A 26244-nucleotide genomic window follows, 5' to 3' on the forward strand; every position below is an offset into this window, starting at 1 on the left:
GGGCGCGGTGCTGGTGCCGCGGCTGGTCCGGGCGCCCGACGCGGTGGCGGCTCCGGTGTGGGACGCCGGGGGCACGGTGCTCGTCACCGGCGCCACCGGCGCGCTCGGCACGGCCGTGGCGCGGCACCTGGTCACCGAGCACGGCGTGCGCAACCTGCTGCTCACCAGCCGGCGCGGGGCCACGGCTCCGGGTGCGGCCGAGCTCCGCGAGGAGCTGACCGGGCTCGGCGCCGACGTGACCCTGGCCGCCTGCGATGTGGCCGACCGGGACGCGCTGGCGGCACTGCTGGCCGGGATCCCGGCCGACGCGCCGCTGCGGGCGGTGGTGCACGCCGCCGGCGTCCTCGACGACGGCGTGCTGACGTCGCTCACGCCGGACCGGCTCGACACCGTGCTGCGGCCGAAGGTCGACGCGGCCCAGGCGTTGCACGAGCTGACCCGCGAGCTGGACCTCACCGCGTTCGTGCTGTTCTCGTCGGCCGCCGGGGTCCTCGGCGCGCCGGGGCAGGGCAGCTACGCCGCGGCCAACGCGTTCCTGGACGCGCTGGCGGCCCGGCGCCGCGCCGAGGGCCTCATCGGCACCTCGCTGGCGTGGGGCCTGTGGGGCGGCGGCATGGGCGCGGCGCTGGAGGACGCGGACGCGCACCGGATCGGCGAGACCGGCATCACCCCTCTGTCCACCGAGGACGGATTGCGGCTGCTGGACGCCACGGCGGGTGCGGGGGAGGCGCTGCTGGTGCCGATCGCGCTGGACCCGCGCGTGCTGGGTTCGTCCGGCGACGACGACCTCCCGGCCGTGCTGCGCGGCCTGGCCGGCACGCCCGGCCGCCGCGCGGCGCGGGACGCGGCCGAGGACACCGAGTCGCTGGCGGAGAAGGTGGCCGGCCTGCCGGTGAACAAGCGCGTCCCGACGGTGCTGACCCTGGTGCGCACGCACGCCGCGGCGCTCTTGGGTCACGCCGGGCCGGAGGCGGTGGAGCCGGACCGCTCGTTCAACGAGGTCGGCTTCGACTCGTTGTCCGCCACCGGGTTCCGCAACAAGCTCAGCCTCGTCACCGGCATGAAACTGCCGGTGAGCCTGATCTTCGACTACCCGACCCCGCGGATCCTCGCCGAGCACCTCGTCGGCGAACTCGCGCCGGCCGAGGCCGAGGTGACCGGAGAAGCCGTTACCGAGCAAGGGGTTCGCGACGCGCTGGTGGGCATCCCACTGGAGAAGCTGCGCGCCGCCGGGCTCCTGGACGGGCTGCTGGAGCTGGCGGGCGTGCGCTTGCCCGAGCGCGAAGACACCGTGGAGCCGGCCGCCGTCGAGGCGGCGACGATCGACGACCTCGACACCGACGCCCTGATCAGCATGGCGATCGGCGGTGGCGACGACGACTAGCGAGTCCACCCCTATCCCGGCCCGACCCGGCCCTTATTGCCGCCCCTGAACGGGCTGTGGCCCACTGGACGCGGAGTTTCCCGTGCTTCACAACGATCTTGACCCGAACAAGGAGAGGTAACCGATGGTCACCGGCTACGCAATCGAAGCACGGGGGCTGCGCAAGTCCTATGGCGACGTGAACGTCCTGGAAAACGTCGACCTGAGCGTGCGGCGCGGCACGATGTTCGCGCTGCTGGGCCCGAACGGCGCCGGGAAGACCACGACGGTGCGGATCCTGAGCACCTTGCTGGACGCCGACGGCGGCACCGTGACCATCAACGGCCACGACCTCGACGGGCCCAAGCGGAAGGTGCGGGAGCAGATCGGCCTCACCGGGCAGGACACCGCGGTCGACGAGCTGCTCACCGGCCGCGAGAACCTGCAGATGATGGCGCGGCTGTTCCACCTGGGCACGGCCGCGGCGAAGGCCCGCGCCACCGACCTGCTCCGGCAGTTCGACCTGACCGAAGCCGCCGACCGCCAGGTCAAGACGTACTCCGGTGGCATGCGCCGCCGGCTCGACCTGGCGATCAGCCTGATCACCTCGCCGCCGGTGCTGTTCCTCGACGAGCCCACCACCGGCCTCGACCCGCGCAGCCGCTCGGCGATGTGGGACGCGATCCGCGAGCTCCTCGACGGCGGCACCACGATCCTGCTCACCACGCAGTACCTCGAGGAGGCCGACCAGCTGGCCGACCGGATCGCGGTGATCGACAAGGGCCGCGTGGTCGCCGAGGGCACGGCGGCCGAGCTGAAGCGCAAGGTCAGCAGCGAGCGGCTGAAGCTCACCTTCGCGACCGCCCCCGAGGCGGAGCGCGCGCAGGCCGTGACCGGCGGCGTGCTGATCGACGACACGGTCAGCGTCCCCATCGACCAGCCCGGCCAGGTCCGGCGGGTGCTCAACCAGGTCGCCGACGCGGGCCTCGAGACCACCGGGCTCGAGCTGTCCGAGCCGACCCTGGACGACGTTTTCCACGCACTGACCGGAACCGCGGGAGAAAAGCGATGACCCAGACCCTGTCCAGGGAGGTCGAGGGAACGCAGCTCCCCGACACCCCGAGCCGATCCCCGTTCGCGCTGGCGCTGTCCGACTGCCGGGTGCTGGTCGGGCGCAACGTCAAGCACATCGTCCGCAACCCGGAGATGCTGATCCAGGCGGTGTCGCTGCCGATCGTGCTCCTGCTGCTGTTCCGCTTCATGTTCGGCGGCGCGATCAACGTGCCCGGCAGCATGGCCTACATCGACTACCTCATCCCCGGTCTGCTGGCCGTCAGCATCGGCTTCAACGCGACGTCCACCGTGGTCGGGGTGGCCGCGGACCTCACGCAGGGCCTCGTCGAGCGGTTCCGGTCGATGCCCATGGCGGCCTCGGCCGTGCTCGTGGGCCACGTCGTCTCCGGTGTGCTGCGCAGCCTGCTCTCGTTCGTGGTGATGATCGCGGTCGGCCTGGCCGTCGGCTTCCGGCCCGCGGCCGGCGTCCTCGGCTGGCTCGGGGTCATCGGCCTGCTGGCGCTGTTCGCCACCGGCGTGTTCTGGTTCGCGACGCTGCTGGGGTCCATCGCCAAGACCGTCGAGGGTGCGGGCGGCCTCGGCATGATCCTCGTCTTCGCCCCCTACGCCACCAGCGCGCTGGTGCCCACGGCGTCGATGCCGTCGGTGCTGCGGGTGATCGTCGACAACCAGCCGGTGACCGTGCTCATCGACGCCGTCCGCGGGCTGATGTTCGGCACGGAGCTGGGCTCGACCGGCTGGCTGGCGCTGGCCTGGTGGGTCGTCATCACCGCCGGAGCCGGGTACCTCGCGATCCGGAAGTTCCACCAGCGCGCTCGCGGCTGAGCACCGCTCGCGACGAAGGCGGCCCGCGTTCCCGCGCGGGCCGCCTTTTCGCGTGCGCAAGGTCGACTTTAGGTCGGTCGGGCACGCTGCGTGGAGAACATCCGAGCACTGCGTGAACCGAGGTGGCCAGATGCCGACCCGTACCGTCGAGAACCCGGCCGCGACCCTCGACGCCTGGTTCGCCCCGCTGGCCGGCGATCCGGCCGGCGCCGCGGCGTTCCTCGCCGAGGTCGCCGGCCGGGCCGGTCGCCGCCCCCGCGTGCTCGTCCTTGGTGGTGGCCCGGTGGCCGACGCCGTCGCGGCCGGCGGGTATGCCGTCGCCGACGCCGGTGTCGACCGCCTGCCCGCCGAGCGCTTCGACGTCGTCTACGCGGGTTCGGACGTCCTCTCGCGGCTGCTCGTGCAGCGGGAGCAGGTGCGCCTGGTCCGCCGGCTCGCGACGCTGCTTCGTCCCGGCGGCGCACTGGTCGTGCAGGGGTTCCACCCCGACCCGGCCCGCTGGGCGGCGCACCCGCTCGTCACCGGGCACGACTGCGCCCGCCAGCTGCTGTTCCTGGCCGATGCCCGGGTGCCACTGCGCTACGTCTGGCCCGCGGAGCTGGACCTGATGGCCGAACTGGCCGGCCTGGCGCTCGCGGCGGCTCGTTCGGGCGGTTGGTACGGCGAGCCCACCGCGTGCGGTGAGCCGGTCGTGTCGCTCTACCGCAGCTGACCGCACCGACCTCACGGTATTCACTGAACGGAAAAGCGGCCCGGTCCCCGCTGGTGGCGGGTGGACCGGGCCGCTGGGCCGGACGCGGAGTGGGTCAGACCGCGTCCGACATCTCGCCGACGAGGATGCTGTGGTGCAGCTTCCGCAGCGAACTGCCGGGCTCGATACCCAGCTGCTGGACGAGGTGGTTCCGGGCGGAAGCGAAGGTCTCCAGCGCTTCGGCACGGCGGTTCGACCGCAGCAGGGCCGTCATCAGGTACTCGTAAAACGTCTCGCGCAGGGTGTGCTCCTTCGCCAGCGCGGAAAGCTGTCCGACGACCTCGCGGTGCCGGCCGATCAGCAGCTCGGTCTCCATCAGCAGCTCCAGGCACTCCAGCCGGGTTTCCTCCAGCAGCGCGGAGTAGGCCTGGACGTCGGAGGAGTCGGTGAAGCCGCCGAACGGTTCGCCGCGCCACAGGTCGGCGGCTTCGCGCAGGACGGCCGCGGCCTCCCGGTAGTTGCGGTCCCAGTACAGGGCCCGCCCCCGCTGGTAGAGACGGGTGAAGCGGTCGGCGTCGAGCTCGCCGTCGGTGACGTGCAGCGAATAGCCGTGCGGGCTGGTCACGACGGGGCTGTCGTCCGCGTCGTCACCCGTGCCGCGCAGCAGCTTCCGCAGCTGCGAGACGTAGACGTACAGGGCGGCGCTGGCCCGTGCGGGCGGGTGTTCGCCCCAGAGCTCGCCGATCAGGTGCTCGGTGGTCGCCACCCGGTTGCGCTTGACCAGCAGCACGGCGAGCAGTGTCTCGATCTTGCGTGCCCGCGGGGCGCTGACGCCGGGCCGCCCGCCGACTTTCAACTGCCCCAGTATCTCGTAGTCCATTTCCAGTGCCTCCGGTGTCCGCGTCGATCGGATCTACCCGGCCTGGCGCCCCCAGTGTGTCCTCCAGCGCCCATCTGCCCGGTCCCACCTCGGCAGCATACTAAACCGACCTCCCGGTTTTCAAGACAAAACCGGGAGGTCGGTCGGTTTTCTTTGGCGAAGATCAGTATTTACCTTGCCAGGGGCCATTTTCTGGGGTTCCCTAGTTGTAAACCGGGTGGTTGGTATGTAATCATGATCGGGAGCGCGGGGTCCCCTGCGCGGACGGCTCGAGTGGAGGGGACCGAAGGTGACCAAGCAGGCACGCTCGGAACATACGCGGCGCGTGTTGCTGGAAGCCGCGGCGGCGCTGCTGCACCGGGACGGCTACGCGGCCACCAGCATGGTGGGCATCGCGCAGGCGGCGGGTGTCACCAAGGGTGGCCTGTACTTCCACTTCTCCTCCAAGGACGAGATCTGCGACGAGGTGCAGATCGCCGCGACGGACGTGCTGCGCGCGTACGTGGGCCGGCGGCTCGCGGCGCCGCGGCCGGCCCTGCGGAGTCTCGCCGAGCTCAGCCGCGCCCTCATGCGCTGGCTCGACACCGATCCCACGGTCGGCGCGAGCTTCCGCATGGCGCGTGAGATGGGGTCCGTGGACGAGCGGTTCGTCGTGTTCTCCCGCACGTGGCTCGCCCAGGTCCACGAGTACGTCGCCGACGCGATCGACGGCGGCGAGCTCGGCGCCGACGTGTCGCTCGAGACCGCGGAGCTGCTGGTGGTAGTCACCTGCGTCGGCCTCGAATCCGTGGTGTCCAGCCGGATCGTCGTGCCGGACAGCGACCTCGCCGTGACGCTGGCGAAGCTGTGGCGGCTCTTCGAGCTGACCGAGCGGTCGCCGCGGCCGACGGCGGGCGCGGGGGCGTGACGGGAACGCGACGAGAACATCGGAAACAGGGCGGTCCGGCGGGGTGCCCGACCGCCCGTTCAGGCGGTGCTCAGACCGAGGCGTGTTCCCGGAGCGTGCCCTCCGGGATGAACCGGTGCAGGCGGCGGGGCGGCACGACGGCGTTCAGGATCGTGTTCCACATGAACGTCACGCGCTCCAGCAGGTCCATCCGCCCGGTCATGACCTGGGAGCTCAGCTGGACCCCGGTGAACGACGCCTGCACGAACTGCGCGAGGTCGTGCGGGTTGATCTCCTTGCGCAGGTCGCCCGCGGCCTTCGCGGCGAGCAGACAGCCGTGGATCGTGTCTATCCACCGCTTGTAGGCGCTGTCCGCGGGGGCGATGAACGAGCCCTGCTCGATGACGAGCCGGATGCTGGCCCGCACCCGGACGTCGGACAGCAGGCTGGCCGCCATCCCCTGGGTGAGGTCGATGACCGTCTGCAGCCCGGGGTTCTCGATCTCCGAGAGGGGGTCCCAGACCGTGAACTGCTCGTCGATCAGCGCGTCGGCCAGATCGTCCTTCGACTTGAAGTGGAAGTACAGCGCGCCCTTCGTGACACCCGCTTCGGTCAGGATGTCCGATAGGCTCGCACCAAGGAAGCCGACCGCGTCGAACCGGGAGGCCGCTGCCTCGAGGATCGCGTTCCGTGTCTGCTCTGCGCGTTCTTGGCGGGCCACGTCCAGCCCCTCTCGCTAGTGGCCGGCCGGTCCACAGTAGACCATTCGGCGGTACCTCGTGCGTCAGGACGCCAGTCTACGACCCGGAGCCCCGAAAAGCCACTAAAAAAAACCGCTCGGTTGGTATGGTTTTAGGTGTCCGGTTGGGCTACAAAGGAAGTGAGAAAGTGACTGGGGTACTGGGGTAAGACATTCTTAGGAGGACCGTCATGGTCGGCACCATCCTTCAGGAATCTGCGCGCGAAATTTCCGAGACCAAGATCATCGACGTCCCAGCGGCGCAGGCGGTCGACTTCCAGCAGACCATCCCACGGAGCTTAGTGCACCGCGCGGCCGTCTCGGAGGTCTTCGTCACCGATCTGAACATCCTCGGCCCGGGCCGGTTCGAGGTAGGGGCGCAGTGGCCGCGCCGGCACGGCTTCTTCGGGCCGCGGACGCCCGCGTTCCACGACCCGATGCTGTACGCGGAGACCGTCCGCCAGGCGGTCCTGCTGATCGCGCACCGGGCGTACGGCATTCCGCTCAGCCACAGCTTCCTTTCCGACCACAAGGAATACTCGGTCGAAGAGACCGGGCTGGCCACTTCGGGCCGTCCGGTCGACGTGGTGCTGCGGGTCAGCGCGCACGAGGTCGAGTACCGCGGCAAGAACATCGGCGGCATGCGGCTGGACTTCGACTGCTTCCGCGACGGCCGCCGGATCGGGACCGCGTCGGAGCGCTGGCGCTGCGTGTCCTCGGCGATCTACCGCCGGGTGCGCGGCGACCACTTCGCGGCGACCCCGTTCCAAGCGGCGGTGCTGCCCGGCGTCTCCCCGGCGTCGGTCGGCCGGGACCGCGCGGAGGACGTGCTGGTGGCGGCGACGCCGACCGACGGCACGTGGGCGCTGCGGTTCGACCCGGACCACGCGGTGCTCTTCGACCACCCGGTCGACCACGTGCCGGGCATGGTGCTCCTGGAAGGCGCGCGGCAGGCCGCCCTGCTGGCGATCGGCGACCCGTACGCCCTCCCGGCGCGCGCGGATTTCCGGTTCGACAAGTACGTGGAGTTCGACTCCGAGTGCGTGCTGGTGGTCGAAGCGGACAAGCCGGGGCCAGGCCGCACGCGAACCGTCCGGGTCGACGTCCGCCAGAAGGGCGCCACGGCCGCGAGCGGCACGCTGGGAATGCGCTTGTCGTGACGGCCGGTGAGCCGGACATCCTGGTCACCGGCGCGACCGGCTTCGTCGGCACGGCGGTGCTGCGCGAGCTGGTCGGACGAGGAATGGGCCCCCGGGTCCGCGTCTTCGTCCGGCGCCCGGTGCCGGGGTGGATGACGGACGCGGGAGTGACGACGTGGCGGGGCGACCTCACGGACGCCCCGGGCCTGGCCGGGGCGTGCACCGGCATCACGATGCTGGTGCACCTGGCATCCCAGATCGGCGGGGACCCCGGTTCGTGCCGGGCGGTGAACGAGGAGGGCACGGCAAATCTCCTGGCCGAAGCGCGCCGAGCGGGGACGCCGGGGCTGCTGTACCTGAGCACGTGCGCGGTCTATCGGGACGGCGAGCACCGCGGTGCGGCGGTGCCGGGGTCCGGGTTGGCGGCTCGGAGGGCTTCGGCCGGTCGGGGCGGGGTCGGGTCTGCGCAAGTGGCGGAACTGGCGCTGTCGGCCTGCGGGAGCGGGTCGGCGGGTGAAGGTCGGGGGGCCGGGTCCGCGCAAGTGGCGGAACTGGCGCTGTCGGCCGTTCGGAGTGGGTCGGCGGGTGAAGGTCGGGGGGCCGGGTCCGCGCAAGTGGCGGAACTGGCGCTGTCGGCCGTTCGGAGTGGGTCGGCGGGTGAAGGTCTGGGGGCCGGGTCCGCGCAAGTGGCGGAATCGGCGCTGTCGGCCGTTCGGAGTGGGTCGGCGGGTGAAGGTCTGGGGGCCGGGTCCGCGCAAGTGGCGGATCCGGCGCCATCGGCCGCTCGGAGTGGCCTGGGGGTCGGCTCCGACTCGGTGGCGGGCCCGGTATTGCCGATCCGCGGACTCGGTCTGGTGGCGGATCCGGTGTCGGCGATCCGGGGAGGCGGGCCGGGCGAGCGCATCGGACTCGGTCTGGTGGCGGATCTGGGGCCGTCGACCGGCCGGGGCGTGCCGGGCGAGTCCTGGCCGGAGGCGGATCTGGGGCCGTCCGCCGGTCAGCAAGGCCCGGCAGGCGAGGGCCCGCAGGGCGGCCCCGGCGCGGTGGCCGTCCCGGCAAGCGAGCACCCGCACCCCGGGGCCGAGCTGGTCACCGACCCGGCCTCGGCCACCAGCCGCAGCAGGCTGGCGGGCGAGCGGCTCGTGCTGGCGGCCGGGGGCACCGTGCTGCGGCCGCACCTGGTCCACGGCACCGGCGACCGGCACCTGGTGCCGGCGCTGGCCCGCTGGATCCGGGCGGTCCCGGCCTGGGCGGCGGGCGGTGCGGCCCGCACCTCGCTCGTGGCGGTGGCCGACCTGGCCGCGGCCATCGTCGAGCTGGCGCTCAACCCCCGGCCGGCCGGGGCGGGCGAGGTCTTCCACGTGGCCGACCCCCGGCCGGTCCGGATGCGGCACCTGGTCACGGCGGTCTGCGAGCTGCTCGACCTGCCGGTGCCGGTCGCGGACCTGCCGCTCGCCGAGCACCGGGCCCGCACGCGAGCGGCGCTCCCGACCCTGACCGACCACCAGTACTCCCTGCTCACGCGGGATCACTGGTACGAGAGCGACCGCATCTGGGAACTGACCGGCGTTTCCCCGGGCCCGGGCTTCGGCCCGAGCTTGGCGGAAGCGGCCGGCTGGTACCGCGAATCACTCGGCCTCCGGGAACGGGGAACCGCCCTCAACGACGGTTGACGAGCCGGGCGTACACCGCACGCGGTTTCTTCGCCCAGCGCCACACCCTGGTGGCGAAGACCGCGTCGAGTTCGGCGCGGAGGCCGTCGCGTTCGGCGGTGACGCGCGCCAGTTCGTATTCGGTTTCGCCGAACAGCGATTCGCGGTACCGGGCGTGGCTGACCGGCACAGTCAGGTCCTTGTCCCGCGGGTCGAAGGAGACGGCGATGAGGCCGTCTCCGCTGAACGACTCGCCGACGGTGTGCTCGGCGATGACGTGGGCGCCGGCGTCGAGCAGGCGCCGCAGGGCGTTCTGGTGGGTGAGCGCGTCCCCGGAGATCGAGTGGTGGTGGGTCGAGACGATCAGGAACCGCACCCGGCCGGCCTCGAAGACCTCGCGGGCGCGCTCGATCAGGACCGTCTCGGCGCCCTGGACGTCGACCAGGACCAGGTCCGCCCGGGGCAGTTCGGCGTCGTACATCAGGGACGCGAGGTCGTGCTGGGCGACGGTGTGGGTCCGTCCGTCGCTTTCGGCTTCGAAGGCCAGCGGTTCGCCGGGCTCGTCGCCGATGGCGGCGTGGACGAACCGGACGCGGCCGGTGTGGCCGTTGAGCGCGGCGTTGCGGCGGCCGACCTCGAGGTAGGCGGGGTCGGGTTCCACCGCGACGACGGTCCCGGCGGGGAGTGCGTGGCAGAACCAAAGGCCGTAGTAGGTCCAGAAGCTGCCGAACTCGATCATCGAGGGTTCGCCGCCGTCGGCGGCTAGGCGTTCCAGGACGCGGTGGAAGACGAGCTCTTCCTGGGGTTCGTGGTGGCCGCGCAGGACGCGGATGGCCTCGGTCATCCAGGGGCCGTAGTAGCCGCCTTCTTCGACGAGCAGGCCGTTGTGCATGAGCTGGACGCGGCCGCCGTCGTGGTCGCGGCTTTCGCCGGCGTGCTCGACCTTGGGGATGTCGTCGGCGTCGGTGCAGGCGACGGTCGTCCGCAACCGCCGGGCCAACGCCGGATCGAGTCCCGTCACGTCGGGAACCTGTCGCGCCACTACCCCTCCAACGAACGGCCCGGTCACCGCCGCATCCTAGGGTCGTGCGTGGGGTCGGCGTACAGAGGCGGGCACCCCCGCTCGACGGCCTCGGGCCGCAGCTCGAAGTGCCACGGTTCGTTGCGGTAGATCCGGCAGAGCCCGTACCCGGCGCCGTGCGCGGACAACCACGCGCTGGCCTCGGGAGGTCCGATGTCGACCGCGTCCCCCCGCACGTGCGCGGACGTCTCGGGGGTGGCCACCCACCGGGCGGCTTCCGCTGCCGACCCGTACTTCGAAACCGCCGCGCGGAACAGCTGCTCCTGGTACTCCCGGGACCGCCAGCCACCGTTGACGACGATCTCGACCCCGTCGTCCGCGGCTGCCGTCGCGGCTCGGCGCAGGGCGTCGAGCAGGGCCGGATCGAGCTTGGCCACGGCCGGAGTCTCGTCGTCGAAGACCGGCACGGGGACGGGGACAGCGCCTTCGGCCCGCCGGAGCGCCGATTCGGTGTAGGGCATGCCCGCAGTCAAGGCAGCGTCGTGTTGCCGGCCCGTATCCGGCTTCGGATATGCCGGCGATACGCGCCGGCTCGTAGCATCGGGACCGTGCGCGTGCTGATCGTCGAGGACGAGCCCTACCTGGCGGAAGCCGTCCGCGACGGCCTGCGCCTGGAAGCGATCGCCGCCGACATCGCCGGCGACGGCGACACCGCCCTCGAACTGCTGACCGTCAACACCTACGACATCGCCGTCCTCGACCGCGACATCCCCGGCCCGTCCGGGGACGAGGTCGCCGAACGCATCGTCGCCTCCGGCAGCGGCATGCCGATCCTCATGCTGACCGCCGCCGACCGGATCGACGACAAGGCGTCCGGGTTCGAACTCGGCGCCGACGACTACCTCACGAAGCCGTTCGAACTCCGGGAGCTCGTCCTCCGGCTCAGAGCCCTCGACCGCCGGCGCGCCCACCACCGGCCACCCGTCCGGGAGATCGCCGGCCTGCGCCTGGATCCGTTCCGCCGGGAGGTCTACCGCGAAGGCCGCTACGTCGCGCTGACCCGGAAGCAGTTCGCCGTGCTCGAAGTGCTCGTCGCGGCCGAAGGCGGTGTCGTCAGCGCCGAAGAGCTGCTGGAGCGCGCGTGGGACGAGAACGCCGACCCGTTCACCAACGCCGTGCGCATCACGGTTTCGGCGCTGCGCAAGCGACTCGGCGAGCCCTGGGTCATCACGACCGTCGCCGGCGTCGGCTATCGGATCGGCACCTGAAGTGGGGGAGGAGACCGTGGACCGGAAGCCGGGGCTGAGCGTCCGCCTCAAGCTCACCCTCAGCTACGCCGGGTTCCTCATGCTCGCCGGGGCGCTGCTGCTCATGACCGTGTGGATCTTCCTGCGGAGTCACCTGCCCGACGTCGCGGTCCTGCCCGGAGGAGTGCTGAACCGCGCCGGCCTGATGAGCACCTTCACGTCGGCCGCGGGCGTGGTGGTGGTCTTCCTGCTGGTGTTCGGCCTGCTGGGCGGGTGGATCCTCGCCGGCCGCATGCTCGCCCCGCTGACCCGCATCACCGACGCCACCCGCATGGCCACCGGCGGATCGCTCTCCCACCGGATCCGGCTGGACGGCCGCAAGGACGAGTTCCGCGAGCTCGCCGACGCCTTCGACGCGATGCTCACCCGGCTCGAAGCCCAGGTCGCCGAACAGCAGCGGTTCGCCGCCAACGCCTCCCACGAACTGCGCACCCCGCTGGCGATCTCGCAGGCGCTGCTCGAGGTGGCCCGCACCGATCCGGCGCCGGTCTCCGGCGAGCTCGTCGACCGCCTCCACGCCGTCAACGCCCGCGCGATCGACCTCACCGAAGCGTTGCTCCTGCTCAGCCGGGCCGACCAGCGCTCCTTCACCCCGGAGCGCGTCGACCTGTCGCTCGTCGCGGAGGAGGCGACGGAAACGCTGCTGCCCCTCGCGGAAAAACGCGGCCTCACCATCGAGACCTCGGGCGAGGTCACGCCCACCCACGGCTCGCACGCGCTCCTGCTGCAGCTGACGACGAACCTGGTGCACAACGCGATCGTCCACAACCGGCCCGACCGCGGCACGGTGTGGGTGACGACGAGCGTGCGGCCCAAGACCGTGGTGCTCACCGTCGAGAACACCGGCGAGCCGCTCACCCCGCGGCTGGTTTCCACGCTGGTCGAACCGTTCCGGCGCGGCACCGAACGCATCCGCACCGACCACGCGGGAGCCGGCCTCGGCCTGGCGATCGTCAAGACCATCACCCAGGCACACGACGGGACGCTGGCTCTCGAACCCCGCCCCGGCGGCGGGCTCCGCATCACGGTGTCGCTACCACGGTGGTGGCTCCGGTGACCCCCGCCGTCCGGCGACCATGACGCGCGGTGCCGGCACGCCTCGGATCTCCTTGCGATAGACGTGCGAGGTCGCCTTCCGCCGGTACCCGATCCCTTCGTAGAACGGGTGGGACTCGGGGCGCGCGACGTTCGAGCGGACCACGATCGTGGGCAGGCCGTGCCGCACCGCCCACTCTTCGGCGGCCGCCACCAGGGCTTGGCCGACGCCGCACCGGCGCGCCGCCGCGTCGACGACCAGGCCGGTGATCTCGACGTGTTCGTCCTGGTGCAGGAGCGCCGGCCGCCGCTCGGCGCCGAGGTAGCCGTCGATGCGCGAGTCGTCGGCCGGCACCGCGACCAGCACCCGCTGGGTGGCCGAGCTCAGGACGACCGCCAGCCGGGCGGCCACCACGCCGGGTTCGCCCGGGTACCCGAGCTGGGCCAGCAGCGCGGTGAGACGCGGGGCGTCGGCGGCCCGGACCGGGCGGATCTCCCGGCTATCCGACGGGGAAGTCAAAGTACGTGTCCGGGTAGGGCTCGTCCCTCAGCGTGTAGTGCCACCACTCGCGCTCGTACGGGCGGAAACCACAGGTCTCCATGACGGAGCGGAGGTGGTGGCGGTTCCGCGTTTCGGCCTGCGTGATCCCGCTCGCGCCGTGGTGCGAGACCGGATCCATCAGGTCGTGGTCACCGCCCATGGCGGCGAGTTCACCGGTGTCCAGGTGGTAGAGCGTCAGGTCGACGGTGCTGCCCCGGCTGTGGCCCGACTTGGCCGCCACGTAGCCCTTCTCGAACATCTCGGCCCGGGCGATCCTCGGGTAGTGCCGCGGCTTCGTCCGGCCGTCCTCCGGTCGCCGCGACCAGCGCACGAAGCAGTCCACGGCGCGTTGCGGGCGGTAGCCGTCCCACAGGAGCAGGCCGAAGCCGAGGGACCCGGCCTTTTCCCGCGCGCTTTCCAGGGCCGCGCACAGCGCCCGCGTGCCGACGACCCGGTTCGCCAGGTACCCGTCCACCGGCTTGCCGGTGAAGTTGTCCCACGTCGCGTACTTGGCGTCCCAGCGCAGTCCGGGCGCGAACTCGTCCACGAAGACGAAATCGTCGTTCACCGGGGTTTTCCCGTCAGCGCCAGCGACACCAGCCGGTCGAGCACGTCGCCGAGCGGCAGCCCCGCGGCGGCCATCATCCTCGGGTAACGGCTGTACGACGTCAGGCCGGGCAAGGTGTTGACCTCGTTGAGGACCACGGTCCCGTCGTCGGTCAGGAACAGGTCCACCCGCGCCAGTCCCCGGCAGCCCAGGGCGCGGTAGACGGCCTTCGCCGTCTCCTGGACGAGCGAGCGCGCCTCCGCCGGGATGTCCGCGGGGACGATGAACATCGAGTTTTCGGACCCGCTTTCGGGGTTGCTCTCCTGGTGGATCCGGAAGAAACCGTGCGAGAGCGCGACCCGGTCCAGCTCGCCCACGAGCAGGTCGTCGTTCCCCAGGACCGAACAGCCGATCTCGCGGCCGGCGACCGCCTCTTCGATCAGCACCTTCGAGTCGTACTGCCGCGCGGTTTCCAGCGCCCCCGGCAGCTCCTCCTCGTGGGACACCTTGCTGACGCCGAAAGACGACCCCGAACGGGCCGGCTTGACGAAGACGGGATAGCTCAGCTCTTCGGGATCGACCTTCTCGTCCGCCGTGACGATCCGAAAGGGCGGCGTCGCGATGCCCGCGCTCCTGGTGACGACGTAGGTGAGGGACTTGTCCATGCACAGGGCGGAGCTTTGGACGTCACAGCCGGCGTACGGGACGCCGGCGAGTTCCAATAAACCCTGCATCGCGCCGTCCTCACCGAGCCTGCCGTGCAGGAGGGGCAACACGACGTCCAGCCGGATCGTCCGGTACTGCCCCTCCTCCAGGACGAGCAGCCCGTGGACGGTGCGATCCGGGGACAGCACGACCGGGCGGCAGCGGTCGTCGTTCTCCCAGTCCGCGTCGGGGCCGTCGCAGAGCTTCCAGGCGCCGCTCTTCGTGATCACGATCCAGCAGGGCTCGTACTTTTCGGTGTCGAGGTGTTTCGCGACCTCGCGCGCGGACTTGACCGAGACGGGATGTTCTTCGGTGGAGCCCCCGAAGATGATCCCGACCTTCACCCTATCCATGCTGCTTCCCGCTTTCGAAGGTCAGGCAGTTGACGAGACTGGTTTCGACGATGTCGCTCAGCGCGTGGTCGGTGTAGTAGGCGGTGTGCGGGCTGATCAGCACGTTCGGCATGCGCTGCAGCCGCGAAAGCGCTTCGCTCACGACGGGTTCGTCCCGGCAGTCGGCGTAGAAGATCCCTTCCTCGCCTTCGAGGACGTCCAACGCCGCGCCGCCCAGCCGCCCGCTTTCCAACGCCGGGATGAGGGCTTCGGTGTCGATGAGCGGGCCGCGTCCGGTGTTGACGACGACCGCGCCGCGCCGCATCCGCGCGATGCGCCGGCGGTCCAGCAGGTGGTGCGTGTCCGCGGTGAGGGGCGTGTGGAGCGTCACCACGTCGCTCTGCACGAGCAAGTCGTCGAGCGGGACGTAGTCGGCGGAGCTCTGCGGACGACTGTCGTGGGCCAGGGTCCGGCAGCCGAAACCCCGCAGCCGGTCGATGACCGCGGCGCCGATGCGGCCGGTCCCGATCACCCCGATCGTCAGGTCGCGCAGCTCTTTCCCGCGTACCTCGCTCAACCGGTAGTCGTGGACCTCCGCGCGCCGGAGGACGGATTTCGCGTTCCGCGCCACCATCAGCATCAACATCAGGGTGTAGTCGGCGACGCTGTCGGGGGAATAGGAGACGTTCTCGACGCGGATGCCGACGCGCTCGGCGTAGTCCACGTCGATGTGGTCGAACCCGGCGCTCCTCGTGGAGAGGTACTCCACGCCGGCGTTGCCGAGCGCGAGGAGGGTGGAGCCGGTGACGCGAGTCTTGTGGCCGACGCTGACGCATCGGTTGCCGAGCGCCAGGCCGACGCCGGCTTCGGACACCGCGGCCTCGGTGATGGTCGGCAGCACGCCGAAGCGCGGCGCCAGCTCCCGGAACAGGTCGGCCTCGTCCGGCTCGCAACCGTAGATCGTGATTCCCGTAGCCGGGACGGCCGAAGGGGGTGAGGCCGCCGGCGATCGGACCGCCGTTCGTGCTGGTTCGCCGTAGGTCATGCCGGCCAGTCAAACCGGCGCGGTGTTGCCGGCCCGTATGCGGTTTTCGATACGCCGGCGATAGGCCGCCGGCGGGTGCCGGGGCCGCCGGGCGAGGCCCGGCGGCCCCGGCCTACCGGCCCGGCCTCACTTCAGGTGCCGGTCGAAGAACCGGTTCCCGGCGTCCCCCTCGAACTGCGGGACGCCGGTGTGGCCGCCCATGTTGGCGTGCAGCGTTTTCTCCTGGGAGCCGAAGGCGTCGAACACGTCCAGCGCCAGCTGCCGGTCGTTGCCTTCGTCGTCCCACTGCAGCAGGACCAGCAGCGGAATGGTGACCTGCCGGGCCTCCTCGAACATGCTGCGGGGCACGAAGCTCCCGGCGAACAGCACGGCGGCCGCGATGCGCGGCTCGACCACCGCCAGCCGGATGCCGACGGCGATCACCCCGCCCGCGAACCCGACCGGGCCGCCGATCCCGGGCAGCGCGAGGAGCGCGTCCAGGGCGGCCCGCCATTCCGGGACCGCCTGGTCGACCAGGGGGAGGACGAGCCGGTCGACGATCTCGTCGACCGGCTCGCCGGCCGCCAGCGCCCGGCGCAGGTCGGCGCGGGCCGCGTCGGCGGCGGCGGAACGGGGCCGGTCACCGCAGCCGGGGAGCTCGATGGTGGCCGCGGCGTAGCCCTCCGCCACGGAGTGCCGGGCCCGGGCCGCGAGCCGGGGGTACATCTTGCGCAGTCCGCCGGGGTGGCCCAGCAGGATCAGCGGGGCCGGCGCGGACGCGGATCCGGGCGTCCACAGGATGCCGGGGACCTCGCCGAGGGTGAATTCGCGCTCGAGGACGTCGTCGTCGAGGCGCTGTTCGGAGGTGAATCGCATGGTCGTGCCCTTCGGGAGTGCTCGTGAGCGGCGCTCCCGGACGACCTATCGCCCGGCCGTGACCCCGGAGGGGAGCACCCATGTCGCTGTGTTCACGGGTACCACCTCCTCGTTCTCTCGCACGGCCACCGGGAACATAACAGGGGTCGCGGTGGCCGCCAACCGGTTTTTCCGGGGACGATGTGTCGGATCGGGGCGGAGGCGTTCGTAGCAGGGGTGAAGCCGCGGTACGCGGGAAACTGACGCACCACCTTCGTATCGGCACCAGTGGAGAGGACCTTCGGATGCAGTACCTGGTTTCCGTGATCGACGACAAGAGCGATCCGGGCAGCACGGACCGGCAGCCCGCCATCAGCGCGTTCAACGAACGACTGATCGCCGACGGCTACTGGGTTTTCGCGGGCGGGCTCGCGGACACCACCGCGGCCACGGTCGTCGACAACCGGGGCGAGGAGGCGGTGTTCAGCGACGGGCCGTTCGCGGAGTCGAAGGAGTACCTCGCCGGCGTCTGGGTGTGGGAGGCCCCCGATCTGGACGTGGCGCTGAAGCTCGCCACCGAGGCGTCGAAGGTCTGCGACCGGAAGATCGAGGTGCGACCGTTCCGGTGAGCGACCTCGAGCAGACGATCACCCGGGTGCACCACGCGGAGTGGGCCCGGGTGGTCGCCGCCCTGACCAGGCGCTTCGGTGACCTCGACCTCGCCGAGGAGGCGGCCGCCGAGGCGTTCGCGACCGCCGTCGAGCGGTGGCCGGCCGACGGCGTGCCCCCCAACCCCGGCGCCTGGCTGACCACCACCGCCAACCGCAAGGCCATCGACCGGATCCGGCGCGAGAGCAATCGCGAAGACAAGCAGAAGGAGGCTCGGATGGGGTACGACGACCCGCCCGAGCCGCTCGGCGTCGTCGACGACGACCGGCTCCGGCTGATCTTCACCTGCTGTCACCCGGCGCTGGGGGTGGACGCCCGCCTGGCGCTGACGCTGCGCATGGTCGGCGGCCTCACCGTGCCCGAGATCGCCCGCGCCTTCCTGGTCGCCGAGAGCGCGATGGGGCAGCGGATCACCCGCGCGAAGAGCAAGATCAAGGCGGCTCGCATCCCCTACCGCGTGCCGTCCGCCGAGGACCTCCCGGCCCGCGTCTCCGGCGTGCTCGCCGTCCTCTACCTCGTCTTCAACGAGGGCTACCTGGCGACCGGTCCCGGCACCGATCCGGTACGCCACGACCTGACGGCCGAGGCGATCCGGCTCACCCGCCTGATCCGCGTCCTCCTGCCGGACGACGGTGAGGTGGCCGGGCTGCTGGCGCTGATGCTGCTGATCGAGGCCCGCCGTCCCGCCCGGGTCTCGGCCGGCGGCGAGCTGGTCGCTCTCGACGAACAGGACCGCGGGGCCTGGGACGCGGCGCTGATCGCCGAGGGGCACGGCCTGGTGCGCGAGCGCCTCGCCGCGGCCGCCGCCGGGGTGGCTCCGGGGCGCTACCAGATCCTCGCGGCGATCAACGCCGTGCACACCTCCGCCCGCGACATGCGCGACACCGACTGGTCGCAGATCCTCGCCCTCTACGACCAGCTCGTCCGCGTCGACCCCTCGCCGATCGTCGCCCTCAACCGGGCCGTCGCGGTCGCCGAGCTCGACGGCCCGGAGGTGGCGCTGGCGGCTGTTGACCGCCTCGAGCCCAGGTTGGCCGGCTACCACCCGTTCCACGCCACCCGCGCCGACCTGCTGCGCCGGCTGGGTCGCAGCCGGGAGTCACGTGCGGCGTACGACCAAGCCATCGAGCTGGCGGGCAACACCGCCGAGACCGCGTACCTGAGCCGCCGCCGTGACCAGCTGGGTAAAGTGGATCGATGCTGAAGCAGGTGGCCGACGGCGTTTGGGTCCGGCAGAGCGAGTGGGTCTGGAGCAACGCGGTCGTGGTGCGCGGCGAGGGTGGGCTGACCCTGGTCGACCCCGGCATCGGCGGAGCCGATCTGAACCAGCTCGCCGACGACGTGGACCGGCTCGGCCTTCCGGTGGTCGCCGGGTTTTCCACCCACCCCCACTGGGACCACCTGCTCTGGCATTCCCGGTTCGGCGACGTACCGCGCTACGCCACCTCCGCCGCCGCCCAAGCGGCCGGCGAAGCCCGGGAGCGCGCGCAGGCGATGGCCGCGGAGAGCGCGTCGGACATTCCCCTCGAGCTGATCGGGCTCCTCACCCCGTTGCCCGCGGACGGCGGACCGGTGCCGGGCGAGGTGATCGAGCACGAGGCCCACGCCGTCGGCCACGCGGCGATCTTCCTGCCGGACCGCGGCGTCCTCGTGGCCGGCGACATGCTTTCCGACGTCCTGATCCCGCTCCTGGACCCCCGCCGCCCCGATCAGCTGACCGCGTACGAGACAGCGCTCGACCGGCTGGGCGAAGCTGCCGGGCGCGTGGATGTCGTGATCCCCGGCCACGGCGCCGTGGCGGAGGGTCCCGAGGTAGCGGCCCGCCTCACGGCCGATCGCGCTTACCTCGACGCGCTGCGGCAAGGAAAGGAACCGGCCGACACGCGTCTTGCGCAGGACTGGCTTTCCGGTCCCCACCAGTCGAACTTGAAGCAGGCCCGGACTTCGTCCTAGAAGGCCTCCTGCCACACCGCGTGGACGCGGTCGACGGTCGTGCGGGTGTGGCCCAGCCGGTCGGCCGTGTCCGCCTCCGCGGGAGTCACCTCCTGGTCGCGGTACAGCGTCGAGGCGGCGCGGAACCGGTGGACCGCCTCCGTCTGGTGCCCCGCCAGCCGGCTGATTTCGCCCAGGTTGAGCAGCGCGTTCGCCTGTCCCCGGGCGTTGTGGTGCCTGCGGTGCAGCGAAAGCGCCGCGTCGCAGTGGCGGCGGGCAGCGTCGTGGTCGCCGAGGCGGGTCGCGTGCCGACCGGCGACGTTGAGGGCATCCGCTTCCCACACCGGCAGGTCGGCCCGGCGGCACAGCTGCACCGCGCGGACCGCGTAGTCCAAGGCCCGCCGGTCGGCGCCGCGGCGGCCCCAGGCCCACGCCAGCTGGTACTGGGTATGAGCCTCGTCGCCGGTGTTTCCGTGCCGCTGCGCCAGTTCCATCGCCAGGTGCAGGTGCTCGACGGCCTCGTCGTGGCGGTCCAGCTCGACGTAGGCGGCGCCGAGCCGGCGGTGGGCCACGGTGCGGGCGGCGGGGTCGGGCAGGTGCCGCGCGGCGTCCAGCGCCGTCCGCCACACGGCCGCCTGCTCGCGGTGGTGGCCGCGACGCGTCTGGAAAGTCACCAGCGCCCAGGCCAGCTGCCACACGACGGCGTGCATCCCGGCCTCCGCCGCGGCCTGCTGGACGGCCAGCAGGTTGGCGTGCTCGAAGTCCAGCCAGGAAAGTGCCGCCCCGACGTCGTTCACGGGGTGCGGCCGGACGACGGCCGGAGCGAGCCGGATCGGCAGCGCGTGCGGGTTCAGCAGACGTTCGGCGGTGTAAGCGGTCCGCAGGTAGAAGTCCGTCAGCCGGCGCACGGCAGCGGGGTCGGGGTCGGCGGCCGCCGACCGGGCGTGGGACCGGATCAGCTCGTGCATGCGGTACCGGCCGCGCGGGTGCTGGCTGAGCAGCGACGCCTCTTCCAGCGTGTGCAGAGCCGCGCCGGCCTCGGTCGGGTGGAGGCCGGTGAGGGCGGCGACGGCGGGCAGGCCGATGTCGGGCCCGGGCGCGGTGCCGAGCAACCGGAACACGGTCCGGACACCGGCGGAAAGCGCGTGGGAGGACCAGGACAGGACCGCGGGCAGGCTGGCGACCGGGTCGTCGTCGGCGAGCGCGGCCAGGCCCAGGCGGCGCAGTTCGGCGGCGAACTCGGTGAGCGGCACGTCGGGGTGCATCTGGGCGCGAGTGGCGATGATGCCCAGCGCGAGCGGGAAACCCCCGCACGAGGCGGTCAGCTCGGCCACGGCCGCCGCCTCGGTTCGCGCCCGGCTGCCCAGCCGCCGGGCCAGGAGGGCACGAGACTCGTCGCCGGCCAGGACGTCCAGGTGCAGCCGGCCGGCGCCGTGCGCGGTGGTCAGCCCGGCCAGCCGGCGGCGGCTGGTGACGAGAACGGCGCAGCGCCCGCCGCCGGGCAGCAGTGCCCGGACCTGCTCGCCGTCGGCCGCGTTGTCCAGGACCACCAGCAGGCGCCGGTCGGCCGTGACGCTCCGGAACAGCGCTGCCAGGGCGTGCGGTTCGGTGGGCAGCCGGTCCGGATCGGCTCCCAGGGCGTCGAGGAAGCCCCGCAGCGCCACTCCGGGGTCCATGGGACCCTCGCGGTCGGCGCAGAAGCCGCGCAGGTCGACGAACAGGTGGCCATCGGGGAACTGCCCGGAGTGACGGTGCGCCCATTCGAGGGCCAGCCACGTCTTGCCGATCCCGCCGGGTCCGCTGACGACGGCGATCGGACTCGCGCCGGTGGGCGCCGAGGGTCCGGCCAGGAACTCCGTCAACCGGGCCAGCGAGGCTTCGCGGCTGCTGAACGGACCTGGCCGCGGCGGCAACTGCCGCGGCCAGGGCACGGCCGGCGCCGGCGGCGGAGCGGTCGCCGTGAGATCCGGATCGGCGTTGAGGACCCGGTGGTGCAGCTGCCGCAGCGCCGGGCCCGGGTCGACACCCAGCTCCTCGGCGAGCCGGGTCCGCACCCGGCGGAACTCCGCGAGGGCCTCGGCCGGGCGGCCGGCGTGGTACCGGGCCAGCATGAGCTGCCCGGCCACTCGTTCGTCGAGAGGATGTGCGGCGGCCCGGGCGGTCAGCTCGGACAAGAGCCCGGCGTACCGGCCCAGCCGCAGCGCCAGGTCGATGCGGTCGGCATCGGCGGTGAACCTCTCCATCGACAAGCCTTCGCGCACCGCGGCGATCCACGGGACGTCGATGTCGGCGAAGGCGTCGCCGGACCACAACGCCGAAGCTTGTTCCAGCAGCTCCAAGGCGCGGTGCTCGTCTGGCTCGTCGCGTGCGCGGTGGACCAGGCGGCGGAAGTGGTGCAGATCGACGCGGCCGGGTTCGACGAGCAACGCGTATCCCCCACCCCGGCGCTGGAGTTCCACGCCGCCGTCGGCGGGCAGCCGCTGCCGCAGCCGGGACACGTAGTTGCTGATCACCTGCCGGACCCGCAGTGGCGGCCGGTCACCCCACACCCGGTCCACCAGCTGATCGGTCGTCACGACCAAGTTCGCCTCGACCAGCAGCACCGCCAGCACGCACCGCTGCCGGGCGTGCCCGAGGGTGACCCGATCACCGCCGGCCGAGGCTGCCACCTCGCCGAGCACCCGGAACCGCACCACGCCGGTCACCGCCGCCCCAGGCGAACGACCAGGCGATTCCATCGCGGTGGTGTGTTCCTGATGAAGACGTCGGCCAGAGTCGTGGACGTACTCGGTTCATCCAGCACCTGAATCCCTCCCCGGTTGTGGGATAGCAGGCGCGGACGGCGTCAGGGGCGAACTCCCGCTCGATTCACGCGATCGGCGGAGCGGCATCTTGACGACCGGGGGACTGGCTTCCGGACCTGGGGGTGCGGAAGGCAGCACGGGGGTACAGCAGGCGTGTCCGCCGGATACGCCTTCCTGAGGGGGAGGATCCACAAATGAAGAAGTTCGGTATCTGGGCGAGTGGAACGCTGGCGGTCGCGTCGATGGTGACCACGGTGTCTCCCGCCGTCGCCGCTCCGGCCACGAACCTCGCGGCGACGTCGATCTTCACCGCCTACGAAAAGAACGGTTACACGGGGAAGAAGTCGCTCATCGAAGGCTGCGGTGAGCACTCGATTTCCTACCACGGCTCCTACGAGTGGGACGCGCGTGGGCAGAGCGGCCATTTGTTCAACCAGGGCAACCCGGTCCCGGTCACCCGCCTCGCCAGTGGCACCGACGCCGAGCAGCCGGGCAGCTTCGGGTGGGTCAAGATCCTCATCGTCTGCTGAGGCGCCATCCGGGTCCGTCATCGCAGAGGAAGAACGTACCGCCCGAGGCGTCACCGGCGACCGCGCGGGCGTTCTTCCGGATGCGATCGAGCAGGGCGGAACGATGGACCACGCCCATGTCCTCGAGAGACCGGATCGTTACACAACTTGGGACGGGGTTGGCGCGTCTTGTGGATCGTGAGAACGATCCGCATCGCCGGGCTCGGCCTGGTGGCCTTGCTGCTGGCTGCATGTAGTGGACAGACCGAGACGGTGGGGACTGCGCAACCGGCCGGAGCGGCCGGGACGGCGACGGTGCCCGGGGTGCCGGCCGCGACGGTGGCGTTCGAGGGCGGGGACCAGCTGAGCCCGAAGGACCCGATCGTCGTCAAGGCGTCGAGCGGCACGTTGCAGGCGGTCACGGTCACGAACCCGCAGACCGGCAACGGCGTCAAGGGTGATCTGTCGCCGGACAAGACGACGTGGACCAGCACGGATCACCTGCGGTACGCGGCCACGTACCAAGTGGTCGCCACCGCGGTGAACCAGGCGGGTGCGGCGACCGAGCAGCGCGGCGAAGTGCACACGCTCAAGCCGTCCGGGGTCGCCACGCCTACGCTTTTTCAGCCGGCGTCAGGTGATTTCGGCGTGGGCCTGATCATCGGCCTGAAGTTCGACCACGACGTCACCGACAAAGCCACGGTCGAGAAGTCCTTCAAGGTGACGTCCTCGCCCGCCCAGGACGGCGGCTGGTACTGGGTGGGCAAGCGCGAAGTGCACTTCCGGCCCAAGGACTACTGGAAGGCCGGCTCGACGGTGAAGCTCGAGACCACGACCTTCGGCATGCCGATCGGCGGCGGCGTGTACGGCGGCCAGGACGTCTCGGCCACCTACAAGGTGCACGACTCCTGGATCGCGAAGGCGGACGGCAAGACGCACCAGATCAAGGCGTTCCACAACGGGCAGCTGGTGAAAACCGCGCCGACCAGCATGGGCAAGACCGCCAACACCCCACCGCGCGGCCCGACGCCGACCTTCAACGGCACGCACACGGTGCTGTCGAAGGAGGACCACAAGATCATGGACTCCTGCAGCTACGGCGTGTGCGAAGGCGACCCGGGTTATTACAAGGCACCGGAGAACTGGAACGTCCGGATTTCCAACGACGGCGAATACCTGCACGAGAACCTGAAGACGGTCGGCGTGCAGGGCAGCGACAACGTCTCCAACGGCTGCCTCAACATGAACACCGAGAACGCCAAGTGGTTCTTCGACACATTCAACGTCGGCGACGTGGTCGAGATCACCAATACGGGTGGTCCGCAGCTGGCCATCAACAACGGCCACGGCGACTGGGCCATCAGCTGGAGCGCGTGGCAGGCCGGCAGCGCCCTGCGCGGCTGAGTCCCGCCGCGCAGGAAGCGGTGGGAGCGGGTCAACGCCCCCACCCGGATGCCGGTCATCGACGCGCAAGAGCTCCTGGCGATCGCGGAACAGCCCGACGGGGACCGCGTCGACGCCGTCAGCCGCCGTGCCGAGTACCGGCTCCAGGCCGAGCTCCTCGTCGAGGTGCGCCGCCTGAACCGGTGGCGGGCCCGGGTGCTGCTGGCCGGCCTGCTGGTCGAGGTGTGCACCCTCGGGCTGATGGCGGTAAGCGCCGTCCTGGTGCTGCGCCCCCTCATGGAGACTTCGGCGCAGGGTCAAGCGGCGTCTCCTCGCCGACGTGGGTCAGCTTCTCCGGGGTGCGCACGACCGGGTTGGACCGCTGGCTGCTCGCTGGACGCGGCTCAGACCCTTTGAGCCGTTCGATGAGCTCGTCGCGGTACTCCTGCACCGCCGGAAACTCCGGTTCGTCGCCGGTCGCCCGCTTCAACGCGCCTTCCAGGATCTTCAGCCCCTGGCGTTCGTCGCCGTGCGCATCCGCCTGCCTCGCGGCGTTCTCCATGGCTTTGGCGAGCTTGGTCTGCGCCTCGGGTTCCTCGGCGGCCTTGGTGATCCGGATCCAGTTACCGCCCGGATCGACGACGGTGAACCCGGTGTACCGGTCGTTGCGCAGCCGCGGCCGGGTCATGCGCGGGATGCCGGAGACGAGCAGTTTTCCGTGCACGGACCGCATCCCCGCCGCGAACGCCTCGAACAGCTCGCTGGTGTCCGCCACGATGACCAGGCACGTGCTGTACGACTGCGCCGGGTCGTAGTCGTCCATCCCGAAGAAGTGCAGGTTGATGTCTTCCCGCCGCACCGCGACGTGCGGGTTCGGCCGCGTCTGCCGATAGGTGATCTCGAAGCCGAGCATCTCGTAGAACGACGCGATCTCGTCGATGGAAGGACAGGGCAGGAGCGGAATGGTCAGTTCGTTCGCCATTGCCCGAAGCTAAGCCCGGACCTGCCGAAACGACACCGAGCTATTTGCTCATGCGAACAGCATGGCAGCCCCTTCGAAGGCATAGCGACCACCGCCCAGACGGCACGCTCAACGGCGACATGCCTGCTCGCGATAGCGGTCATCGTCCGCCGTCGACGCCGTCACCCTTGGTGGTAACGCAGAAAACCCTCCGACCAGCCGCGCGACTGAAACGAAAGGGTTCTTCACCATGTGGAGCTGTTGCTGGCAACTGGGTTCGCCCCAGCGGAATCAGTGAGAGATCGTTCCAGTGGCGTTCGTCGGACCGTCCTCCGTCATGTGCCGGATGGACTCCCCTCCCTTGCGGTGGTCCGCCCGTCCGGACTGGGTTTCGAGCACGCTTTCGAGCTTGCGGAGGGCGCCGTGGCACGCCTCGTCCACCGAGCCCGCATGGTGGGTGACCGCGACCGCCGGCCTGCCCTCCGGGCGCGCCTCGATCACGCACCGCCGGTCCACGCTGGCTGCACCCGTTGAGACTTCGTCACTCAGGTGGACTTCCAGGCGGGTGATGTGGTCGCTGAAGCGCGACAGCGTCGACTGGACTTCGGCCTCGAGCCGCTGGATCAGTTCGTCGCTGCCGTGGACGTTCTTGTCCGTGCTGATCTGAATCTGCACGTGTGGTTCCCTTCGAAGGCCGGTCTGATTCGCCGCCGACGTTCCCGTGAGCCTACTTGCCCGGGGCGGGGAAGGGCGCCGGACGACACGCTCCGACAGGCTGTCAAACTCCTTGGCCGACGTCGGAGCTGTGGGCCGCAGGTCGGGCCCACCGCGGTTGCCGGTCGATCGGTGCGGCGTCAGACGGTCGTGACCTTGCTCTTGTCGTAAAACTTCACTTCCCCGGTGGCCGGGAAGTGGACGCCGACACAGTAAACATGAGCGTTGCCGGAGCCGAAGCTTTTGCCTTCGTCGACAACCAAGCCGAAATCTTCCCGGTCGGGGACCTTGACTTGCCGCGGCTCCTTTGGTTCTTCGCTTGCGAACTGCATGTCGTCTCCTACTCAAAGGGGCCGTGTATGGCAATAGCACACTACGTGATCCCACGCCCCACGGAATAAGGAAGAAATCGACACCAGTTGGTCGTTACGCGGCCGTCGAACCCCGTCCGACATGACCGTACGGAGCGATCTTGGCTGTACCACCCGCGGGGCGCCGGCGGTACACCTCGCGGGTTCAGCCGGCGGCGGGTTGGGGCCGGGTGTTGTGTCGTCGGGCTTCGTGGAGCTGGTCTTCGAGGGTGATGATGCGGCACGCGGCGTCGATGGCCGTGCCCTCGTCGACGAGGTGCCGTACGCGCGCGGCGATGCGCAGTT

General features: G+C 71.1%; 27 protein-coding genes and 1 pseudogene. 14 read left to right on the top strand and 14 right to left on the bottom strand.

Annotated elements, in window-relative coordinates:
* The 4 genes from AB0N03_RS49940 to AB0N03_RS49955 all read left to right on the top strand — a co-directional run.
* The coding region (locus tag AB0N03_RS49940; RefSeq protein WP_364388173.1) for a beta-ketoacyl reductase at positions 1-1384 on the top strand (1384 nt) is incomplete at its 5' end.
* 124 nt (positions 1385-1508) lie between these two features.
* A complete protein-coding gene (locus tag AB0N03_RS49945; RefSeq protein ID WP_364388175.1) occupies positions 1509-2435 on the top strand; it encodes an ATP-binding cassette domain-containing protein in 927 nt (308 codons plus the stop codon).
* Entirely contained in the window at positions 2432-3262 is an 831-nt protein-coding gene (locus tag AB0N03_RS49950) for an ABC transporter permease (protein WP_364388177.1), read from the top strand. The genes AB0N03_RS49945 and AB0N03_RS49950 overlap by 4 nt, the downstream gene beginning before the upstream one ends.
* A 130-nt stretch (positions 3263-3392) precedes the next feature.
* Positions 3393-3974 carry a hypothetical protein gene (locus tag AB0N03_RS49955; RefSeq protein ID WP_364388179.1) on the top strand — a complete coding sequence of 194 codons (582 nt, stop codon included), beginning with the start codon at positions 3393-3395 and terminating at the stop codon, positions 3972-3974.
* A gap of 94 nt (positions 3975-4068) precedes the next feature.
* Here AB0N03_RS49955 and AB0N03_RS49960 read toward each other — a convergent pair whose 3' ends face one another.
* Complete coding sequence (locus tag AB0N03_RS49960; protein WP_364388181.1) at positions 4069-4833, bottom strand: AfsR/SARP family transcriptional regulator; 765 nt, start codon at positions 4831-4833, stop codon at positions 4069-4071.
* A 289-nt stretch (positions 4834-5122) separates the two neighbouring features.
* Here AB0N03_RS49960 and AB0N03_RS49965 point away from each other — a divergent pair, with 289 nt between their 5' ends.
* Entirely contained in the window at positions 5123-5740 is a 618-nt protein-coding gene (locus AB0N03_RS49965; protein WP_364388183.1) for a ScbR family autoregulator-binding transcription factor, read from the top strand.
* 70 nt (positions 5741-5810) lie between these two features.
* Here AB0N03_RS49965 and AB0N03_RS49970 read toward each other — a convergent pair whose 3' ends face one another.
* A complete protein-coding gene (locus AB0N03_RS49970) occupies positions 5811-6440 on the bottom strand; it encodes a ScbR family autoregulator-binding transcription factor (RefSeq protein WP_364388185.1) in 630 nt (209 codons plus the stop codon).
* A 209-nt stretch (positions 6441-6649) separates the two neighbouring features.
* On the opposite strand from AB0N03_RS49970, the gene AB0N03_RS49975 reads away from it, so the two are divergent.
* Positions 6650-7618 carry a ScbA/BarX family gamma-butyrolactone biosynthesis protein gene (locus AB0N03_RS49975; RefSeq protein WP_364388187.1) on the top strand — a complete coding sequence of 323 codons (969 nt, stop codon included), beginning with the start codon at positions 6650-6652 and terminating at the stop codon, positions 7616-7618.
* Positions 7615-9270, top strand: coding sequence for an NAD-dependent epimerase/dehydratase family protein (locus tag AB0N03_RS49980; RefSeq protein WP_364388189.1), 1656 nt, complete (start codon positions 7615-7617; stop codon positions 9268-9270). Before AB0N03_RS49975 ends, AB0N03_RS49980 begins: the two co-directional genes overlap by 4 nt.
* Here the strand turns inward: AB0N03_RS49980 and AB0N03_RS49985 are convergent.
* Positions 9257-10270, bottom strand: coding sequence for an FkbM family methyltransferase (locus AB0N03_RS49985; protein WP_364388191.1), 1014 nt, complete (start codon positions 10268-10270; stop codon positions 9257-9259). The genes AB0N03_RS49980 and AB0N03_RS49985 overlap by 14 nt on opposite strands.
* Before the next feature lie 44 nt (positions 10271-10314).
* On the bottom strand, positions 10315-10791 hold the full coding sequence (locus AB0N03_RS49990) for a M15 family metallopeptidase (RefSeq protein WP_364388193.1): 477 nt from the start codon (positions 10789-10791) through the stop codon (positions 10315-10317).
* An 87-nt stretch (positions 10792-10878) separates the two neighbouring features.
* Here AB0N03_RS49990 and AB0N03_RS49995 point away from each other — a divergent pair, with 87 nt between their 5' ends.
* Entirely contained in the window at positions 10879-11538 is a 660-nt protein-coding gene (locus tag AB0N03_RS49995) for a response regulator transcription factor (RefSeq protein ID WP_364388195.1), read from the top strand.
* A 16-nt stretch (positions 11539-11554) separates the two neighbouring features.
* Positions 11555-12634: a HAMP domain-containing sensor histidine kinase gene (locus tag AB0N03_RS50000; protein ID WP_364388197.1), complete on the top strand. Its 1080-nt coding sequence runs from the start codon at positions 11555-11557 to the stop codon at positions 12632-12634.
* Here the strand turns inward: AB0N03_RS50000 and AB0N03_RS50005 are convergent.
* From AB0N03_RS50005 to AB0N03_RS50025, 5 genes are all read right to left on the bottom strand, one after another.
* Complete coding sequence (locus tag AB0N03_RS50005) at positions 12611-13132, bottom strand: N-acetyltransferase (protein ID WP_364388199.1); 522 nt, start codon at positions 13130-13132, stop codon at positions 12611-12613. The genes AB0N03_RS50000 and AB0N03_RS50005 overlap by 24 nt on opposite strands.
* Positions 13113-13721 carry a D-Ala-D-Ala dipeptidase VanX gene (gene vanX / locus AB0N03_RS50010; RefSeq protein ID WP_364388201.1) on the bottom strand — a complete coding sequence of 203 codons (609 nt, stop codon included), beginning with the start codon at positions 13719-13721 and terminating at the stop codon, positions 13113-13115. The genes AB0N03_RS50005 and vanX overlap by 20 nt, the downstream gene beginning before the upstream one ends.
* Positions 13718-14758 (bottom strand): D-alanine--(R)-lactate ligase, encoded by a 1041-nt coding sequence (gene vanA, locus AB0N03_RS50015; protein WP_364388203.1) that lies wholly within the window; start codon positions 14756-14758, stop codon positions 13718-13720. The genes vanX and vanA overlap by 4 nt, the downstream gene beginning before the upstream one ends.
* Positions 14751-15782, bottom strand: a complete 1032-nt coding sequence (locus tag AB0N03_RS50020) for a D-isomer specific 2-hydroxyacid dehydrogenase family protein (protein WP_364388204.1) — start codon at positions 15780-15782, stop codon at positions 14751-14753. Before AB0N03_RS50020 ends, vanA begins: the two co-directional genes overlap by 8 nt.
* Before the next feature lie 126 nt (positions 15783-15908).
* Positions 15909-16637, bottom strand: coding sequence for an alpha/beta hydrolase (locus tag AB0N03_RS50025; RefSeq protein ID WP_364388206.1), 729 nt, complete (start codon positions 16635-16637; stop codon positions 15909-15911).
* Positions 16638-16921: 284 nt separating this feature from the next.
* On the opposite strand from AB0N03_RS50025, the gene AB0N03_RS50030 reads away from it, so the two are divergent.
* Genes AB0N03_RS50030 through AB0N03_RS50040 form a run of 3 tightly spaced genes read left to right on the top strand, consistent with a single transcriptional unit; the run spans position 16922 to position 19238 of the window.
* A complete protein-coding gene (locus AB0N03_RS50030) occupies positions 16922-17245 on the top strand; it encodes a YciI family protein (RefSeq protein WP_364388208.1) in 324 nt (107 codons plus the stop codon).
* Entirely contained in the window at positions 17242-18489 is a 1248-nt protein-coding gene (locus tag AB0N03_RS50035; RefSeq protein WP_364388210.1) for an RNA polymerase sigma factor, read from the top strand. The genes AB0N03_RS50030 and AB0N03_RS50035 overlap by 4 nt, the downstream gene beginning before the upstream one ends.
* Complete coding sequence (locus tag AB0N03_RS50040; RefSeq protein WP_364388212.1) at positions 18483-19238, top strand: MBL fold metallo-hydrolase; 756 nt, start codon at positions 18483-18485, stop codon at positions 19236-19238. Before AB0N03_RS50035 ends, AB0N03_RS50040 begins: the two co-directional genes overlap by 7 nt.
* On the opposite strand, the gene AB0N03_RS50045 is transcribed toward AB0N03_RS50040, so the two are convergent.
* Positions 19235-21922, bottom strand: a complete 2688-nt coding sequence (locus AB0N03_RS50045; RefSeq protein WP_364388214.1) for a BTAD domain-containing putative transcriptional regulator — start codon at positions 21920-21922, stop codon at positions 19235-19237. The two genes, AB0N03_RS50040 and AB0N03_RS50045, sit on opposite strands and share 4 nt — an antisense overlap.
* Before the next feature lie 293 nt (positions 21923-22215).
* Here AB0N03_RS50045 and AB0N03_RS50050 point away from each other — a divergent pair, with 293 nt between their 5' ends.
* Positions 22216-22551, top strand: a complete 336-nt coding sequence (locus tag AB0N03_RS50050; protein WP_364388216.1) for a MiAMP1 family antimicrobial peptide — start codon at positions 22216-22218, stop codon at positions 22549-22551.
* 177 nt (positions 22552-22728) lie between these two features.
* On the top strand, positions 22729-23934 hold the full coding sequence (locus AB0N03_RS50055; RefSeq protein WP_364388218.1) for an Ig-like domain-containing protein: 1206 nt from the start codon (positions 22729-22731) through the stop codon (positions 23932-23934).
* 274 nt (positions 23935-24208) lie between these two features.
* Here AB0N03_RS50055 and AB0N03_RS50060 read toward each other — a convergent pair whose 3' ends face one another.
* The 4 genes and pseudogenes from AB0N03_RS50060 to AB0N03_RS50075 all read right to left on the bottom strand — a co-directional run.
* Positions 24209-24895: a hypothetical protein gene (locus tag AB0N03_RS50060; RefSeq protein WP_364388220.1), complete on the bottom strand. Its 687-nt coding sequence runs from the start codon at positions 24893-24895 to the stop codon at positions 24209-24211.
* A gap of 270 nt (positions 24896-25165) precedes the next feature.
* Positions 25166-25549: an HPF/RaiA family ribosome-associated protein gene (locus AB0N03_RS50065; RefSeq protein WP_364388222.1), complete on the bottom strand. Its 384-nt coding sequence runs from the start codon at positions 25547-25549 to the stop codon at positions 25166-25168.
* Between the two features lie 179 nt (positions 25550-25728).
* Positions 25729-25920, bottom strand: coding sequence for a hypothetical protein (locus AB0N03_RS50070; protein WP_364388224.1), 192 nt, complete (start codon positions 25918-25920; stop codon positions 25729-25731).
* A 184-nt stretch (positions 25921-26104) separates the two neighbouring features.
* Positions 26105-26244, bottom strand: a pseudogene (locus tag AB0N03_RS50075) (MerR family DNA-binding transcriptional regulator); the annotation flags it as partial.

This window comes from Amycolatopsis sp. NPDC051061, from assembly GCF_040682935.1.
In the GTDB taxonomy this organism is placed as follows: domain Bacteria; phylum Actinomycetota; class Actinomycetes; order Mycobacteriales; family Pseudonocardiaceae; genus Amycolatopsis.